This window comes from Actinomycetes bacterium (assembly GCA_036000965.1).
Classification (GTDB): Bacteria; Actinomycetota; CALGFH01; order CALGFH01; family CALGFH01; genus DASYUT01.
Genome location: DASYUT010000267.1, coordinates 15,472 through 31,258 on the forward strand (window position 1 = coordinate 15,472; position 15,787 = coordinate 31,258).

Sequence of the window (15,787 nt, forward strand, 5' to 3'; positions counted from 1 at the left end):
CGGGGAGTTTGGGAGCCTGGCGGTTGGGAGCCGGGGGTTCGGAGCCGGGGGTTGGGACTCGGGCGGTCGGGGACCCGGTGGTCGGGAGCGGGGCCGACCGGTGTAGCGGTCAAGAAAGCCGGGGAGCATACTTGCTGGCAGGATAGACGGCCCGCATCGGGTCAGGAAGGCGGCTCTCTTGTCACCACCTGTGCGCTACGTCTTGAAGAAGACGTTGAGGATCCTGATCTGGACCGCCGTGCTCTACATCATCTCGCTCCCGATCCTGTACTGGATGTACAAGTCGAACCGGGGCCTGGACTGGTGGGGCATCCTCGGCGGCGACCCCCGGATCCCGCCCGAGTACCGAACCTTCCTGATCAAGAGCAACAACCAGTACGCGCCCGACTTCGACCTGTGGGCGACCACCAGGGCGCTGCCGTTCGCGATCGTCAGCTTCCTCCTCACGATCATCATGCTGATGATGTTCATGATCGTGCAGTTCGCGGGCCTGTTCTGGTTCCTGTCGCGCGGGCGCACCTACGTCATCTACCCGCGCGAGTACGACGTCACCTTCGACGACGTCCGTGGCCAGCCCGAGATCGTGGAGTCGACCAAGGAAGCCCTCACCCTGTTCCAGGGGTTCAAGAAGTTCCGGGAGGCCGGCGGGTACCCGCCCCACGGGATCTTGTTCGAGGGGCCGCCTGGCACCGGCAAGACGCTGCTCGGCAAGGCGATCGCCGGCTCGGCCAAGGTGCCGTTCGTCTACGCGTCGGGCACGAGCTTCAACAACATGTTCATGGGCATCGGCAACCTGCGGATTGCCAGCCTGTTCCGGAAGGCCCGCCGGCTGTCCAGCAAGCACGGCGGGTCGGTCATCTTCCTCGACGAGCTGGACGCGGTCGGCGGCTCGCGGGGCGCGGTGTCGCAGGCGATGGCCGACGCGCCGCCGGTGCGGGGCCCGCTGCGGTTCATCATGGCGCCCGGCGGCATGGGCGGCATGGGCGGCATGTACGTCAACGAGCTGCTGATCCAGATGGACGGCATGGTGATGCCCAAGGGGCTGATGCGCCACGTGCGGCGCATCCTGCGCCTCGGCAAGCCGAAGATCCCGCAGTACAACGTGATGGTGATCGGGGCCACCAACCAGGCCTCGACGCTGGACCCGGCGCTGCTGCGGCCGGGCCGGTTCGACCGCAAGCTGCACGTGGGCCTGCCGTCGGGCTCCGGCCGCGAGGACATCCTGGGGTACTACCTGGCCAAGGTGCAGCACGACTCGGTGGACGTGGCCCGGCTGGCCCGGGCGACCTACGGGTTCTCGCCCGCGCAGATCAAGAACCTGGTCAACGAGGCGCTGATCTTCGCGCTGGTGGACGGGCGCGAGAAGCTGAACTTCAACGACCTGTGGACGGCGAAGGTGACCGAGGAGATCGGCCTGAAGGAGCCGACGAAGACCTCTGCTCGCGACCGCCAGATGACCGCGTTCCACGAGGCCGGCCACGCGGTGCTCGGCTACATCCTGGAGCTGGACGACCAGATCCAGGTCGCCTCGATCATCAAGCGGCGCGACACCCTGGGCGTGGTCTACCGGACGCCGCTCGAGGAGCGGCACACCGAGCTGCGCGAGGACATGCGGCGCGACATCGTGGTGTCGCTGGGCGGCCTGGCCGCCGAGGAGATCTGGTTCGGCGACACTACCGGCGGGCCCTCCTCCGACCTCCAGATGGCGACCTACCGGGCCGCGATCATGCTGGGCATGCTGGGCATGGGCGACAGCCTGATCTCCTATGGGGTGCTGAACGAGAACCCGTACGCGGGCGGCCCGATGAGCGCGATCCTCTCCAACCCCGACAACCGCAAGGCGATGGGAGAGCTGCTGGCGTCCTGCAAGCAGGAGGCGGTCGAGCTGCTGCGCCGCAACGAGCCGGCCATGCGGGCGCTGGCCGAGAAGCTGCTCGAGAAGGACGAGGTCGGCGGCGAGGAGATCGAGGAGCTGATGCAGGCCAAGGCGGTCGCCCGGGCCACCCCGTCGTTCCGTCCGGTGCTCGAGCTGGTCGGCGAGAGCTGGCACGCGCCCATGCTGGTGGAGGCCAACCGCAGGGAGAAGCCCGAGGAGCGGGAGCCAATGGTACCCGCGCCGCGTCCGCCCGCGCCCGCGCCGCCGCCGTCCGGGCCGTCTGTCCCGCCGGTCGCCGACCGGTCGTCGTCGGGCCGGGACTTCGAGTGGTGACCGCCCCGGGCGGCTGAGCGCCCGCCGGGAATCTGGGTCCGAGCGCGCCGCGAGCCGGCGCGCTCGCTCGTCTCCGGCCACGGTGGGCCGGGTCTCCGGGCCACCGTGGCCGGGTCCAGCCGACGGTCGTGGTGGGCCGGGTCCAGCCGACGGTCGTGGTGGGCCGGGTCAGCCGACGGCCGTAGTGGGCCGGGTCAGCCGACGGTCGTGGTGGTGGCACCGGGCTGGGCGAGGGTGGCCTGCAGCGGGATGGCCTGGACGCCGGTGCCCAGGCGGACGGTGAGCCGGTCGGTCGGGGCGGTCCGGCAGCTCACCACCAGGCCGGGCCCGGGCAGGGTCTGGATGCCGCTCACCATCTCGGTCTGCCGGCACAGGGTCCGGCCGCCAGCTCGCAGCTCGGCCGTGACCGGCAGGATGCCGGTGACGGACTGGCCCTGCTCGGTCGGCTTGACCGCGACCACGGCGGTCGCGCGGCCGGCGCCCACGAAGGCGGCGGTCACCTCGAGCCGGAGCCGGCCGTTGAGGGAAGGGCCGGGCCGGATCTCGACGGCGTCCTGACCGAGGGAGACCGGCTCGGCGCGGGCGGGCCATGGCGTGGGCGTGTCCAGCCGGATCTCGGTCTCCTCGATCCTGCCGACGACCAGGCCGCCCACCTCGATGGTGGCGAGCTGCGAGGCCGGCGGGGTGGGTCCGAGCAGTACCATGTAGGAGCGCCCGTCGTCGCTGGTCGGGAAGGTCTCGGCCCCGTCGGTGCCGGCCAGCTCGTTGCGGTCGGGGCTGGCGAACAGCCCGCCAGCGGTGTCGCGCAGCCGCAGGTCGGCGAAGGCCAGCACCCGCTGGCCATGGGCGAGGCCGTCGATGCGCAGGGCGAGCTGGCCGGTGGTCTCCTCCTCGCCCGGCTCCTGCCCGCGCTCGATCGCGACGGCGGTCAGCGTGATCCCGTCCCGCGAGGCCGACCACCCGAGCCGGCGGCGCTGGTTGGCCGGCTCGGCCGGGGTCGTGGTGGGGGTGGGGCGGGTGGTGGCTGCCTGCTCGGCCGGCCGGGCTGCCTGCCCGCCGGCCCGGCCGGCCACGAACGCGATGCCGGCCAGCACCACGGCGGCCAGGACCAGCGCGGCCCGGGTGCGGGGCGGGGCCGGCGGTGGCTCGACCGGGGCCATGTCGTGCCGCGGGGCGGGGGCCGGGACGGGGGGCGCCGGGTCCAGCACGGCCAGGAGGGTGCCGCAGACCGGGCAGGCGGTCGCGCGCTCGCGGACCGCGTCGCAGCGGGGGCACCAGCCGGTCACGGCGGGCCACTCATACGCCACGGTCCGCTGACCTCGCGTTCCAGGTGGCCCTGGACGCTGACCATGAACTTGTAGCGTCCGGGGCTGTCGGCGGCCAGCGAGGCCCCATCGAAGCGGACCGCGGTGGTGCCGTCGGGCCCGCTGCTGACCGTCGGCTGGATGTCGGTGAGGGCGTTGGCGATCGTCACCTGGGGCCCGCCGCTGAGGACCGACCGGGTCAGGGGGCCCTTCGGGGTGAGCAGGATGACCACGTCGCGGCGGCGGTAGTCGGACGCGGCCACCGCCATGGTCGGGCAGTTCCTGCAGCGCACCTTCACGCCGCAGCCCCGGCAGGTCGCCGGGGGGACCATCACCTCGATGGACTCGTCGGAGGGCCGCAGCCCGGGGTGGACGAGCGTGCCCTCGGCCTCCTCGAGGACCCGGTTGGTCACGAAGATGTCCTGGACGGTCACGGCGGCCACGGCGGCCAGGCGATCCACGGGGCTGCGGACGAGCACCTCGGCCTCTGGGCCGCCGCGCCCGTCGTCGCTGGCGGGGGCGAAGCCGACCGGCCCCCCACGGAGGAGCTGCCCGCCGTCCTTGTCGGTGACGCTGACGCCCCGCAGGCCCATGACCGTCTCGCCGTCAGCCAGCCCGTCCACCCTGACGGTCAGGGTGCTGCCCCGCTCCCGGACCTGGATGCGCTGCAGCGTCAGGCTGAGCTGGTTCCGCTCCGGGCTGGGCCATCCGTAGGTCAGGTCGCCGCGGGTCGCCGGGCCAAGGTCGTCGCCGGTCGTCTCGGTCGGGCTGGACGCCACCGGACCGGCCGACGGGGTCGTCCGGGTGACGCGGCCGGCCGCGAACGCGCCAGCGACCACGGCGACGACCGCGAGCCCGGCGGCGAGGGTCCGGGCGGCCGGCAGCAGGGCGCGCAAGCGGCCGGTGGCAGCGTCCCACCAGCCGGCCGGGGTGGGGCGCCGTTCGGCGGACGGGAGCCGCAGGAGCGTGCTCGAGCAGGCCGGGCAGGGCGATCCGGCGCGGGCGGGCCGGAGCTCGTCGCACCGGGGGCACCAGGCCTGCCGCCGTGCCACGGCGGTTCAGCCGTCGACCACCCGCAGGCCGCGGGCGGTGGTGTTGAGCCGGCGGGCGCCGGTCTCGGTGCAGACCACGATGTCCTCGATGCGGGCGCCGAACCGGCCGGGCAGGTAAATGCCGGGCTCGACCGAGAACGCCATCCCGGCCACCAGCGGCTCGTCGTTGCCCTCGACGATGTAGGGGTCCTCGTGCTCCTCGAGCCCGATGCCGTGGCCGGTGCGGTGGATGAAGTGCTCGCCGTGGCCGGCCGCGGCGATCCGGTCGCGGCAGGCGGCGTCGACCGCGGCGGCGCGGACCCCGGGCGTGACCGCCTCGCAGCCGGCCTCCTGCGCGTCCTGGAGCACCTCGTACAGTTCGGCGAAGCCGTCGGGCGGCTCCCCGACCACGACCGTCCGGGTGGTGTCGGAGCAGTAGCCGGCCAGGCGCCCGCCGATGTCGATCACCACCGGGTCGCGCGGCTGGATGACCCGCCGCCCGGCCACGTGGTGGGGGCTGGCCCCGTTCGGGCCCGAGCCGACGATCACGAACAAGGTCTTGTCGTGGCCGGCGTCGCGGATCGCCCGGTCCAGGTCGCGGGCCACGTCCTGCTCGGTGCGGCCGGCCCAGCGGAGCTCGCCGAGCCCGTCGACGACCCGGTCGATGGCGGCGGCCGCGCGGGCCAGCGCCTCGACCTCGGCGGCGTCCTTCACCATCCGCAGGGCGCGGGTGAGCGCCGAGGCGGCCAGGAACTCGGCGGCGGGCAGCCGGGCCTGGAGCCGGAGCAGGAACGTGCTCCAGAGCCGGTCCCCCACCCCGAGCCGCCCGGCGGCCGCCCCGGCCGCGGTCAGTGCCTGCCGGACCAGCACGACCGGGTCCTCGGTCTCGTTCCAGGGCGTGACCGCGACGTCCAGGCCGGCCAGGTGCTCGCGGGCCAGCGGCGCCTCGAGGGCGGGCACGACCAGCCGGGCGTCGCCCTGGGCGGTGACCACGAGCAGGGTCATGCGCTCGAGCGCCGGCGCGTCGTAGCCGGTCAGGTAGTACAGGTCGGCCGACGGTCCGAGCAGGAGCGCGTCGACCCCGCGGCCGGCGAGCTCCTTGCCCGCCCGGGCCAGGCGCTCGGCGTGTGGGCTGGTGGCCATGTAGTGATCCTACCTGGCGGGACGGCCGGGGGCGACGGAGCGCCCGCGGCGCGGGCATCCATGCCGACGGCCAGGTTCGGCCCAACGGCTTGGAGCGCCTTCGGCGCAAGCATCCCAATTCCGACGGCCAGGTTCGGCTGTCGGGCCTCGCGCGCTTCAGGCGGGTGGGCCTCGCGCGCTTCAGGCGACACGGTCACACCTTGACCCGGAGGGCACCGGGGAGGACGTCGACGGCGAGCGGCGGGCCGCCGGGCACGAGGCGGCCGTCCAGGGCGAGGACGAGCGGCTCGGCCGTGTCGACCTCGACCCGGCGGGACTGGTACTCGCGCACCGAGGGGTGGGGGATGTGGTCGCCGTAGTAGAGCCGCTTGGAGCGCGAGTAGATGGCGAGGGGCTGGCCCTCGAAGGCGATGACCGACAGGCGGCCGTCGTCGGGCAGGGCACGCGGGGCGACCTTCATGTGGCCCATGGAGAACTGGCCGTTGGCGACGGTGAGCCCGGCCAGGCGGAAGTCGACCGTGGCGTGGTCCAGGCCGAGGCGGGCAGGGGTGCTCCGGCTCGTGGCCAGGCCGCGCAGGGCGGCGGCGAACCGGGCCACCCGCGCGCTGCGGTCGCGTCCGGCGATGCGGCTCGACACCAGCGCCGGGTAGCCCAGCTCGGCGGCGTTGGCGAACACGGCGGACCGCTCGACGCCGGCCGGGCCGCGCCAGCGGGCCCGGCCCACGTCGGCCAGGAACACGGTGTCCCCGAGCAGGTGCCGGGCGGCTCGCTCGGGGTCGTCGGGCAGCCCGAAGGTGGCCGAGAGGTCCTGGCGGCCGAGACCGACCAGGCCGAGCACGGCGTCGGGGGCGCGCGGGCCGTCCGGGCCGACGAGCGTCCCGACCAGGGCGTGGGCCACCTCGTCGGAGCCGACCGCGACGAGCAGGCGCGCTCCCCCGGCCAGGGCCCGGGCGGCCAGCGCCCCCGCCCGGCCGACCGGCCGGGCGACCGCCGCCTCGGCCACCACCCCGGCCCTGGCCAGGTGCTGGCGCAGCTCGGTCAGGCCCGAGCGGCCGGCGGCCGGGTCGCCGATGAGGTACGGCGCACCCCAGGGCAGCCGCCCGGGGTCGGAGCCGAGCTCTCCGGCCTGGTCGGCGGTTGACGTCACAGGACGCTCCTCGGGTGGACGGCGGCGGACGGGGGGAACGATAGCGGACGGCGGGCGGCCGGGGCCGGCCCGGCCGGTTGACATCGGGAGGCTGACGGGAGGTGAGCCCGAAGGTCAGAGCAGGCCCGAGTAGGCGACCACCCCGCGCTGGCAGGCGTCGACCGCCGCCCGGGCGGTGCCGGCCAGGCCGGGGTCCTCGGCGACCAGCGCGATCTGGCGCAGCAGGTCCAGGAGCTGCTTGGTCACGCGCACGAAGTCGCCCGGGGTGATCTCCTGCTCGCCGAGCACGTCCTCGAGCGACTCCCCCATCGCCCAGCGGTAGGCGAGGTCGGCGAACCCCGGGTCCAGGGCGCGGGTCAGGTCCAGCCCCTCGGCGGCCTCGTGGGCGCGGACCTCCTCCCAGACGTCGTCCAGCGCGGCCAGGGCGGTCCCGACCGCCGGGGTGGGCAGCTCGACCCGTTCGGGCGGGCCCTCCCCCCCGCGCGCCTCGTAGACCAGGGCGGAGGCGCAGGCGGCCAGCTCGGCCGGGCCAAGCCCGCGCCACACGCCCCGGTGGATCGCCTCGACCACCACCAGGTCCGCCTCGCTGTACACCCGGCGCAGGGTGGCGCCTTTGCCGCTCAAGGTGAACCCGTCGACGTAGCCGAGCCGCTCGAGTACGAGCAGGACCCGGTTGAACAGCCGCACCAGCGAGCCGGTGCGGCGGCGGACCCGGCCGGCCAGGTGCTCGGTGTCCTTGGCGAGCTGCTCGTGGCGCTGCATCCAGCGCTCGTGCTCGGGCCGGTCCGGGCAGGCGTGCACCAGGTGGGCGCGCAGCGCGGCCCGCAGCGCTGCCAGCTCGGGGTCGTCGGCGGCCGCCTTGCGCCGGCGCGAGGGGGGGTCGGGCCGGGGCAGGTCCAGCTGGGCGAGCGCCTCGGCCACCCTGGCCTTGAACCGCGGGCTCTTGGGAGAGAGCGTCCGCGGCATCGCGACCCGGCCGACCGGCACTGGCGCGACCCCGAAGTCGCGCACGGCGACCCGGCGCACGCGCCGGTCCTCGGTCAGCACCAGCACCCCGGCCGAGCCGTCCCGCCCCCCGGCCGGGCCGAGCACCGCGGCCAGACCCCGGCGCCGCCCGCCGGGCAGGTGGACGACGGTGCCAGGGGTGAGGGCGCGGACCGCCTCGGCCGCCTCGTCGGTGCGGGCCCGGCGCTCGGCGTCGGCCAGGGCGCTCTCCTGGGCCCGGACCCGCCGGCGCAGGTCCCAGTACGCCTCGACGTCGCCCCGGTCGCACGCTGCCGAGCGGAGGTAGCCGGCCAGGTACTCGGCGTTGCGGGCCAGCGTCTGCTCGGCCCCGTGCACGGTCCGGTCGGCCAGGAACTGCGCGAACGAGGAGGCGAGCAGGCGCTCGGCCTCCTCGCGCTCGTAGTTGGCGACCAGGTTCACGGCCATGTTGTAGGAGGGCCGGAATGACGACGCGAGCGGGTAGGTGCGGGTCGAGGCCAGCCCGGTGATCCGCTCGAAGGGGATGTAGGGCTGGTGGAGCACGACCGCCGCGCCCCGGCTGTCGATCCCGCGCCGGCCCGCCCGCCCGGTCAGCTGGGTGTACTCGCCCGGGGTGAGCAGCTCGTGCCGCTCCCCCTGCCACTTCGACAGCTTCTCGATCGCGACCGTGCGGGCCGGCATGTTGATCCCGAGCGACAGGGTCTCGGTGGCGAACACCACCTTCACCAGCCCCTGCGCGAACAGTTCCTCGACCGCCTCCTTGAACAGCGGCAGCATGCCGGCGTGGTGGCTGGCCACGCCGCGGCTGATCGACTCGGCCAGCTCGTCGTAGCCGAGGGCGTCCAGGTCGCCGGGGTCCAGGACGGCCACCCGCAGGTCGAGGAACTCGAGGATCTCGGCCCGCTCGGCCTGGGTGGTGAGCCGGATGTTGGCCGCCCGGCACTGGGCCACGGCCTGGTCGCAGCCGGCCCGCGAGAAGATGAAGTAGATCGCCGGGAGCAGCCCCTCGTCCTCGAGCAGGTCCACGACCTCGACCCGGGACGGCACCCAGCTCCGCCCGGCTCCCTGGCGGCCGGCCCGGCCCCGCCGCCCGCTGTCGCGGGAGCGGGACGCGCTCCACTCGCGCTCGCCCCGCCTCGCCAGTGCCGGGTTGGGCACCAGGTCGCCGTCGCCCCGGTTGACCAGCAGCGGGTGCAGCTCGCGGCCGACCAGGTAGTAGTTGTCCAGCGGCACCGGCCGGCGCTCCTCGATGACCACCTCGGTCGGCCCCCGGGTCGCCTCGAGCCACTCCCCGAACTCCTCGGCGTTGGAGACCGTGGCCGACAGCGCGGCCACCTTGACCGTCACCGGGAGGTTGATGAGCACCTCCTCCCAGACCGCCCCGCGCACCCGGTCCTGCAGGTAGTGGACCTCGTCCATGACCACGTAGCTGAGCCCGTCCAGGGTCGGGCTGCCCTCGTAGAGCATGTTGCGCAGGACCTCGGTGGTCATCACCACCACCGGCGCCTCCCCGTTGATGGAGTTGTCGCCGGTCAGCAGGCCCACGTTGGCGGCGTGGTGGCGGGCCACGAAGTCGCCGAACTTCTGGTTGGACAGCGCCTTCAGGGGGGTGGTGTAGAACGCCTTGCCGCCCGAGCGCAGCGCCAGCCACACCGCGAACTCCCCCACCACGGTCTTGCCCGCGCCGGTCGGGGCGGCGACCAGGGTGCCCTCGCCCGCGGCCAGCGCGAGGCAGCCGCGACGCTGGAAGTCGTCGAGGTCGAACGGGTAGCCGGCCGCGAACTCGTCGACGAGCGCGCGCTGGGCGGGGGTCGGGGTCTGCATCACCCGCTCATGCTGCCACCGGCGGGCGCCGCGTGCCGCGTGCCCCGCCGGCCTCGGCGCAGCCGGGTGGCGGGCCTCGGCGCAGCCGGGTGGCCCGGCCGGCTCGGCGCAGGCAGGTGGCCCGGCCGGCTCGGCGCAGGCAGGTGGCCCGGCCGGCTCGGCGCAGGCAGGTGCCCCGGCCGGCTCGGCGCAGGCAGGTGCCCCGGCCGGCTCGGCGCAGGCGGGTGCCCCGGCCGGCTCGGCGCAGGCAGGTGGCCCGGCCGGCTCGGCGCAGGCAGGTGGCCCGGCCGGCTCGGCTCAGGCAGGTGGCCGGGCGAACCCGGGCGCGCCCTCCGCGGCGAGCACCTCGATCGCGGCCGGGCAGGACTCGAACAGCGCCGGCAGCGGGCCGTGCCGCTCCCCGTCGGCGTACACCGACAGGGGCCGGTCGGCGGCCACCTCGACCCGGCTGACGCGGTGCACCGACACGGCCGGGAGGTCGACATGGCGGCCCGAGAACACCTTCGGGAAGGCGGCCAGCAACCCCAGCCGGGACAGGGCGCCGTCCACCACGACCACGTCCAGCAGCCCGTCGTCGACCCTGGCGTCGGGTGCGATCCGCATGCCGCCCCCGTAGCTGGGGCCGTTGGCCACCACCACGAACCAGGCCCTGACCTCGCGGGGCTCGTCGTCCAGGGTGAGGGTGAACGTGGCCGGCCGGTGCACGGCCAGTTCGGCCAGGAGCGCGCCGACGTAGCGGACCCGGCCGGGGGCGCGGGCCAGCCGCTCGTTGGCCAGCCGGTTCACCTCGGAGTCGAAGCCGGCGCCGGCGACGTTGAGGTAGTGGCGGTCCCCGACCCGGGCCAGGTCCGCACGCCGCCTGACCAGGGACGGCAGCAGGGCGGCGGCGGCCGCCTGGTCGCCGAGCGGGATCCCGAACGTCCGGGCCGCGTCGTTGCCGGCCCCGGCGGGAATGACCGCGAGGGCGGCAGGGGCGGCCGGGCGCTGCCCGGCGTGCCCGGCCGCCGCCGCGAACTCGGCCAGCCCGGCCGCGCACGCCCCGACCACGCCGTCGCCGCCCATCGCGGCCACCACGTCGACCGACCCGGCCGCGCCGCACGCGGCCGCCCGGGCGTCCTCCAGCGAGACGGTGCGGTGGGCCTCCGCCTCGATCCCGAGCCCCCGCAGGCGGCCGAGCACGCCGGGCAGCGCCCGGCCGCTCCGGCCGCCCCGGGCGGCCGGGTTGCACACCACCAGGGCGCGCACCGCCGGACCGGCTCAGTTACCGATCGGTGTCTGGATGGGCGCGGGCGCGCCGGCATAGCGCCTGGCGTAGGACTCGGCCGACTCGCCAGGCATCTGCCTGGCCACGTCGAGGTGGTAGCGGGCGGTGAGCCGGGCCAGCATGGTCGCGGCCGCGTCCATCGCCTGCTCGCCCCGCTTGGCGGTCTGGTTGCCCTGGATGACGAGCTGCCCGGCGAGCTGGCTCTTGGCCGGCGCGGCCGCGGCCAGCTCGTAGGTGTGGGCCGCCTCGAAGTAGGTCCCGGCCGCGGCCGCATACGCGTCGCGGATGCTCGACAGCATCGGCACGTGCCCGCCGGTCGCGTTGGCCGGGTTGCCGTCCAGGGCGCCGGCCTCGGGCGCCGGACCGAGGTTGGCATTGCCGACCTTGGCGCGGATGTCGGCGAGCTGGGTCTGCCAGTCCTTGGCCCGCTCGGCCAGGTCGGCCGGCTTCAGCTTGCCCCCGGCCAGCTCGGCGGCGGAGGCGAAGCCCGGCTTGGCGGTCGTGCCCGCCCCAACGATGTCGGGCATGCGCGCCAGCGGCGTGCGCACCTGGTCGGTGAACCGGCGCACGTCGTCGCGGCTGTAGCCCTCCTGGACCCGGTTGGCTGCCGCGATCAGCGTGCCGAGCAGCGCGACCACGGCCAAGGTGACCGGGAAGGCGGTCGCGCGGTACCACTTCTCGCGCCGCTCCAGGGCCTGGATCCGTGGGCCGGTCGCCGGCCGGCGCACGGGCCGGCCCTGGCTCCGCTTGGTCTTTCCCTTGATTGCCACGCTCGGTTAGCTCCCTTGCAACGCCTGGGCCCGGCGTCTGCGCCGGGGCTCGATGATGAACTTCGCCACCGCGGCCGCCGCGAAGTAGAACACCCACATCGGCAGCGCCATCGCGAGCAGGCTGATCGGGTCCTGGCTCGGCGTGACCACGGCGGCGACAACGATAATGATTGCGACCGCCGGTCTCCAAGCCTTGAGCATGGCCTGGGACGACAGCGCACCCACCATCGACAAAAATACCAGGACCAGCGGGAACTCGAAGGTGAGCCCGAACGCCAGCCCCATGAACAGCACGAAGCGGAGGTACTTGCCGGCCGCGTAGAAGTTGATGAGGCCGGGCCCGCCGGCCGCGGCCAGGAACCCGATCGCCTTCGGCATGGTGTAGAAGGCCAGGGCCACGCCGCCAGCGAACAGCAAGGTGCTGGCCAGCGCGAACGGGATCGCGTACCGTTTCTCGTTCTGCTTCAGCCCGGGGGTGATGAAGCGCCAGAGCTGGTAGGCGACCACCGGCAGAGCCAGGACCAGGCCGAGCACGAGCGAGACGCGGATGCGGATGCCGATGCCTTCGAGCGGGCTCTGGGCGAGCAGCCCGCACCCGCGCCCGTCCGCGGTCTCGATCCGGTACTTCGGGTCGATGTCGCAGTACGACTGCGTGATCCACGTGAACGTGCGGTTGTAGAGCACGAACGCGGCGACCAGGGTGGTGACGGTCAGCGCGATGCAGCTTTTCACCAGCCGGTCGCGCAGCTCCGCGATGTGCTCGAGGATCGACATCTCGGCCCCGGGGTTGGCCGGGGCCTTGCGCAGTCGCATGGGCTAGGGGCGCTCGGCGCCTACGCCAGCGGCTTGCGGTCGTCGGCAGGGGCGGCCGGCTGGCTCTTCGGCTCGGCCGCGTCCTCGTCCCGGGACGCGTCCTTGACGCCCTTCTTGAACTCCTTGATGCCCTGGCCGACGTTGCGGCCGAGCAGGGGCAGCCGGCTGGCGCCGAACAAAAGGACGATCACCACGAGCACGACGATCCACTCAGGCCCAATTCCCATTGGTACCGCTCCTCCGGTCGCGACCCGGCGAGACCGAGCCCTCGACACGTCAGTCTACCGGTTCGCCACCCTCCACAACATCCGCCGGCCGGGATGTTAGGAGGAGCAGGATCAGCGGTCGTCCCTGCCCGCGCGCTCGGCCCGGGCCGACAGGCGTGCAGCCCGCTCGGCCGCCACCTCGCTCTTGGCTGCCAGGTCCTCGAGGGCGGGGGTGAGCCGCTCGTTGAGCTCGGCCAGGGACCTCGCCAGCGACTTCAGGTTCGCGAGCAGGCGCCAGACCGTGAGCCCGACCGTGCACAGCACGCCGAGCCAGAACAGGCCGAGCAGGATCGCGAGGTAGACGGGCAGGAGGACCTCCCGGATCGAGCGCTCGGGCCGGCCGGTGCGGTCGGCCCAGCCGGATCCTACCCGTCCGGCCGGGTCAACGGCACGCCGCGACCAGGCGGCTCCACCAGCCCGGGGACTCGAGCTCCAGGTGCAGGTCGAGCAGGTCGTCCCAGGTGAGGGCGGGACCCGACCGGGGCTCGAGCAGCTCGGCCGGCGGCTCCCAGAACTCGGCCTCGACGCCGCCCGAGATGAGCAGCCGCACCACCCGCTCGTCGGCTGGCTTGGTGACCATCTCGAGGCAGTCGGGACAGACGAACGCGTAGAAGCTGTGCTCGGCGGTCGTGCACACCTTGAGCTCGACGTCGGGCGGGGTCAGCTCCACCTCGCCGCACGCCGGGCAGGTGGCGCGGATCCTGGTCTGGGGCTTGTGCTCATGGTTTCGCATCTTGCCGCGGGTATCGACGCCGATCGCGGAACGCTTGAGACCCCGGCCGGCCCCAGGGCCGGCGAATGACCCGATCGGGCCATGGCCGCGGGTACCGGCGAGCCAGCGCCCGGCCCTCTCAGCGGCCCGGGCGGGCCTCCGCGCTCGTGGCGTAGACGGCCAGGCCCTGGCGGACCGCCTCGGCCACCGCCGAGCGCAGCTCCGGCGGGGACACCGGCTCGGCGTCGGGGGCCAGGCGCAGGATCAGGCGCACCACCCAGGAGAGCTCCCGGGCGGCCAGGCGGATGCGCAGCCGCCCGTCGGGGGTGCGCCCGCTCCCGAGGATCGGGAAGTAGTCGGCCGCCCACTGGGCCGGCCGGTCAAGGTCCAGCTCGCACAGCAGGCCGTCGGTGAACGCGCTGGCGGTCGGGTCGCCGTACGCGGACGGGTCGAACCCGGCCGGGCGCTCGAACGGCTCGTCGGTGGGCTCCACGCCGACCACCCGGTCGACCCGGAACAGCCGTTCCCCGCCCGCGAGATGGCACCAGCCGCTCAGGTACCAGTGCCCGGAGGCGGCCCACACCAGCCAGGGGTCGACCTTGCGCCGGGTCAGCACGTCCCGCGAGCCCGTGTAGTACTCGAGGACGACCCGGTGGCTGGCGGCGGCGGCGCGGGCCAGCGCGGTCCGGCGCGTGGTCTCCAGGTCGTCGCCGTCCAGGTCGACCGAGACCTTGCGGTCCAGGTCTTGCACCTGGGCGAGCTGGTCGGCGGGCAGGACCGTCTCGAGCTTGGCGAGCGCCCTGGTGAGCGCGCCCTGCTCGTCGATCTCGGGCAGCGCGGCCAGCGCCCGCCCGGCCAGGTACAGGCCGGCCGCCTCCCGCCAGGTGAGCCGGGGCGCTCGCGCGAAGAACTCGGCCAGCCCGATGTGGACCCGGTCCCCGTCCAGCCACGCCTCGATCAGGTCGCCCGGCCCGTAGGGGGGCACCCCGGAGACGAACAGCAGCTCAAGGTCGGCAACCAGGGCCTCCCGGGTCATGCTGAAGCGGGCGCAGACCTCCTCGACCGTCACCCCTGGGTGGTCCATCACCCAGGGGACCAGCGCGAGCAGGCGCTGCAGCCGGCCAGCTGCGCTCGCGTCAGGCCCGCGCGGGGTCATCGGCGCCGCTCCTGCCCGCGTGTCCCGGGGGTGGCGCCCGCCGTGCTCATCGGCGCCGCTCCTGCCCGCGTGTCCTGGGGGTGGCGCCCGCCGCGGGTCACGGCGTCACCTTCGCGGCCAGGGCGTCGAGGCGGCGGAGGGCCTCGGCGCGCAGCTCCGGCGGCTCGACCACCTCGACCGCGTTGCCGACCGCCCAGGCCACGAACGCGTCGCCGTCGCCGACCGGGAGCTTCAAGGTGACCCGCCCGTCGGCGCCCACCGGCTCGACCGGCTCGGCGCCGCGCACCTCGGCCAGGCGGGCGGCGGGCTGGCCGGCGCGGACCAGCGCGACCGGCGCGCCGCCGGTCTCGCCCGCGGTCGGCAGGACGCCGCCCGGGTCGAAGCCAGCCGGGATCTCGTAGTCGGGGCCGCGGGCACCGGGCCGCACGCGGCGCACGTCGGACTGGACGCGGGAGAGCCGGAACGAGCGCTGCGCGTCCCGGTCGACGTCGTGCCCGACCACGTACCAGGTCCCCCGCCGGTGCACGAGCGCGTACGGGTTGAGCGTGCGCAGGCTCGCCGACCGCCCCGGCGGCCGGTAGGTGAAGGTGATCCGCTTGCGGCTGGTTACCGCCTCGAGCAGGGCCGCGAGCAGCGGGCTGTCGCCGTGGAGGTCGGCCCGGACCGGCTGGGGCCCGGCGCCCGGGTCGAGGTCGAGCTTGGCCAGCCCCGAGACCGCGGCCGGGTCCAGGCCCGTGCCCGACCAGGCGCGGGCGGCCAGGGCCAGGGCGGCGCGCTCGTCGGGAGCGAGGTCGAGCTCGGGCATGCCATACGCCCCGGGATCGATGAAGTAGCCCTCCTCGGTGCCCCAGGCGTCGATCGGGGCCCGGTCCACCGGCACCCCGAGCCCGCGCAGCTCCTCCTTGTCCCGCTCGAACATCCGGCGCAGGCTCTCGCCGCTCGCCTCGTAGCCCGGCACCAGCTCGGCCACCTCGTCCAGGGTGAGCGGGCGTCTGGTGTCGAGCAGGAGGGCGATCAGGTTGACGAGCCGCTCGACCTTGCTCATGCCCGCATGCTACCTCCCCGGGCGGCTCCGGCGGGGGCCACCACATGGTGCTCGGGCTGTCTCTTGCGCTAGCCTGGCCCCTCTGGCCCCGCAGGAAGGACCCTTCGACCTGGCCGCCC

At 74.7% G+C, this 15,787-nt stretch carries 14 protein-coding genes; 1 reads left to right on the plus strand and 13 read right to left on the minus strand.

Annotation, left to right across the window (positions count from 1 at the left end; genetic code table 11):
- Positions 1-178: 178 nt before the first annotated feature.
- Positions 179-2,209 (plus strand): AAA family ATPase, encoded by a 2,031-nt coding sequence (locus VG276_23760; protein ID HEV8652321.1) that lies wholly within the window; start codon positions 179-181, stop codon positions 2,207-2,209.
- Between the two features lie 194 nt (positions 2,210-2,403).
- Here the strand turns inward: VG276_23760 and VG276_23765 are convergent, their stop codons facing one another.
- From VG276_23765 to VG276_23825, 13 genes are all read right to left on the minus strand, one after another.
- Positions 2,404-3,516, minus strand: a complete 1,113-nt coding sequence (locus VG276_23765) for a hypothetical protein (protein ID HEV8652322.1) — start codon at positions 3,514-3,516, stop codon at positions 2,404-2,406.
- Complete coding sequence (locus VG276_23770; protein HEV8652323.1) at positions 3,492-4,565, minus strand: hypothetical protein; 1,074 nt, start codon at positions 4,563-4,565, stop codon at positions 3,492-3,494. The genes VG276_23765 and VG276_23770 overlap by 25 nt, the downstream gene beginning before the upstream one ends.
- 6 nt (positions 4,566-4,571) lie before the next feature.
- Positions 4,572-5,687, minus strand: coding sequence for an aminopeptidase P family protein (locus VG276_23775; GenBank protein HEV8652324.1), 1,116 nt, complete (start codon positions 5,685-5,687; stop codon positions 4,572-4,574).
- 193 nt (positions 5,688-5,880) lie between these two features.
- Positions 5,881-6,834: a diacylglycerol kinase family protein gene (locus tag VG276_23780; GenBank protein ID HEV8652325.1), complete on the minus strand. Its 954-nt coding sequence runs from the start codon at positions 6,832-6,834 to the stop codon at positions 5,881-5,883.
- Positions 6,835-6,948: 114 nt separating this feature from the next.
- Positions 6,949-9,642, minus strand: a complete 2,694-nt coding sequence (locus VG276_23785; protein HEV8652326.1) for a DEAD/DEAH box helicase — start codon at positions 9,640-9,642, stop codon at positions 6,949-6,951.
- A 297-nt stretch (positions 9,643-9,939) separates the two neighbouring features.
- Complete coding sequence (locus tag VG276_23790; protein ID HEV8652327.1) at positions 9,940-10,887, minus strand: diacylglycerol kinase family protein; 948 nt, start codon at positions 10,885-10,887, stop codon at positions 9,940-9,942.
- 12 nt (positions 10,888-10,899) lie between these two features.
- On the minus strand, positions 10,900-11,676 hold the full coding sequence (locus tag VG276_23795) for a hypothetical protein (protein HEV8652328.1): 777 nt from the start codon (positions 11,674-11,676) through the stop codon (positions 10,900-10,902).
- A 6-nt stretch (positions 11,677-11,682) separates the two neighbouring features.
- Positions 11,683-12,489, minus strand: coding sequence for a twin-arginine translocase subunit TatC (gene tatC / locus VG276_23800; protein HEV8652329.1), 807 nt, complete (start codon positions 12,487-12,489; stop codon positions 11,683-11,685).
- A 20-nt stretch (positions 12,490-12,509) separates the two neighbouring features.
- Positions 12,510-12,716 (minus strand): twin-arginine translocase TatA/TatE family subunit, encoded by a 207-nt coding sequence (tatA, locus tag VG276_23805; protein ID HEV8652330.1) that lies wholly within the window; start codon positions 12,714-12,716, stop codon positions 12,510-12,512.
- Positions 12,717-12,827: 111 nt separating this feature from the next.
- Positions 12,828-13,019 carry a hypothetical protein gene (locus VG276_23810; protein ID HEV8652331.1) on the minus strand — a complete coding sequence of 64 codons (192 nt, stop codon included), beginning with the start codon at positions 13,017-13,019 and terminating at the stop codon, positions 12,828-12,830.
- A gap of 118 nt (positions 13,020-13,137) precedes the next feature.
- Complete coding sequence (locus VG276_23815) at positions 13,138-13,488, minus strand: hypothetical protein (protein ID HEV8652332.1); 351 nt, start codon at positions 13,486-13,488, stop codon at positions 13,138-13,140.
- 118 nt (positions 13,489-13,606) lie between these two features.
- Positions 13,607-14,623: a WYL domain-containing protein gene (locus VG276_23820; protein HEV8652333.1), complete on the minus strand. Its 1,017-nt coding sequence runs from the start codon at positions 14,621-14,623 to the stop codon at positions 13,607-13,609.
- Between the two features lie 97 nt (positions 14,624-14,720).
- Positions 14,721-15,668, minus strand: coding sequence for a WYL domain-containing protein (locus VG276_23825; protein ID HEV8652334.1), 948 nt, complete (start codon positions 15,666-15,668; stop codon positions 14,721-14,723).
- Positions 15,669-15,787 lie beyond the last annotated feature (119 nt).

What these genes read in the sequence shown, in the direction of transcription:
- VG276_23815 (HEV8652332.1), bottom strand. Translation starts at nt 13,488, where the DNA reads ATGCGAAACCATGAGCACAAGCCCCAGACCAGGATCCGCGCCACCTGC.
- VG276_23775 (HEV8652324.1), bottom strand. Translation starts at nt 5,687, where the DNA reads ATGGCCACCAGCCCACACGCCGAGCGCCTGGCCCGGGCGGGCAAGGAG.
- VG276_23785 (HEV8652326.1), bottom strand. Translation starts at nt 9,642, where the DNA reads ATGCAGACCCCGACCCCCGCCCAGCGCGCGCTCGTCGACGAGTTCGCG.
- VG276_23820 (HEV8652333.1), bottom strand. Translation starts at nt 14,623, where the DNA reads ATGACCCCGCGCGGGCCTGACGCGAGCGCAGCTGGCCGGCTGCAGCGC.
- VG276_23825 (HEV8652334.1), bottom strand. Translation starts at nt 15,668, where the DNA reads ATGAGCAAGGTCGAGCGGCTCGTCAACCTGATCGCCCTCCTGCTCGAC.
- tatC (HEV8652329.1), bottom strand. Translation starts at nt 12,489, where the DNA reads ATGCGACTGCGCAAGGCCCCGGCCAACCCCGGGGCCGAGATGTCGATC.
- tatA (HEV8652330.1), bottom strand. Translation starts at nt 12,716, where the DNA reads ATGGGAATTGGGCCTGAGTGGATCGTCGTGCTCGTGGTGATCGTCCTT.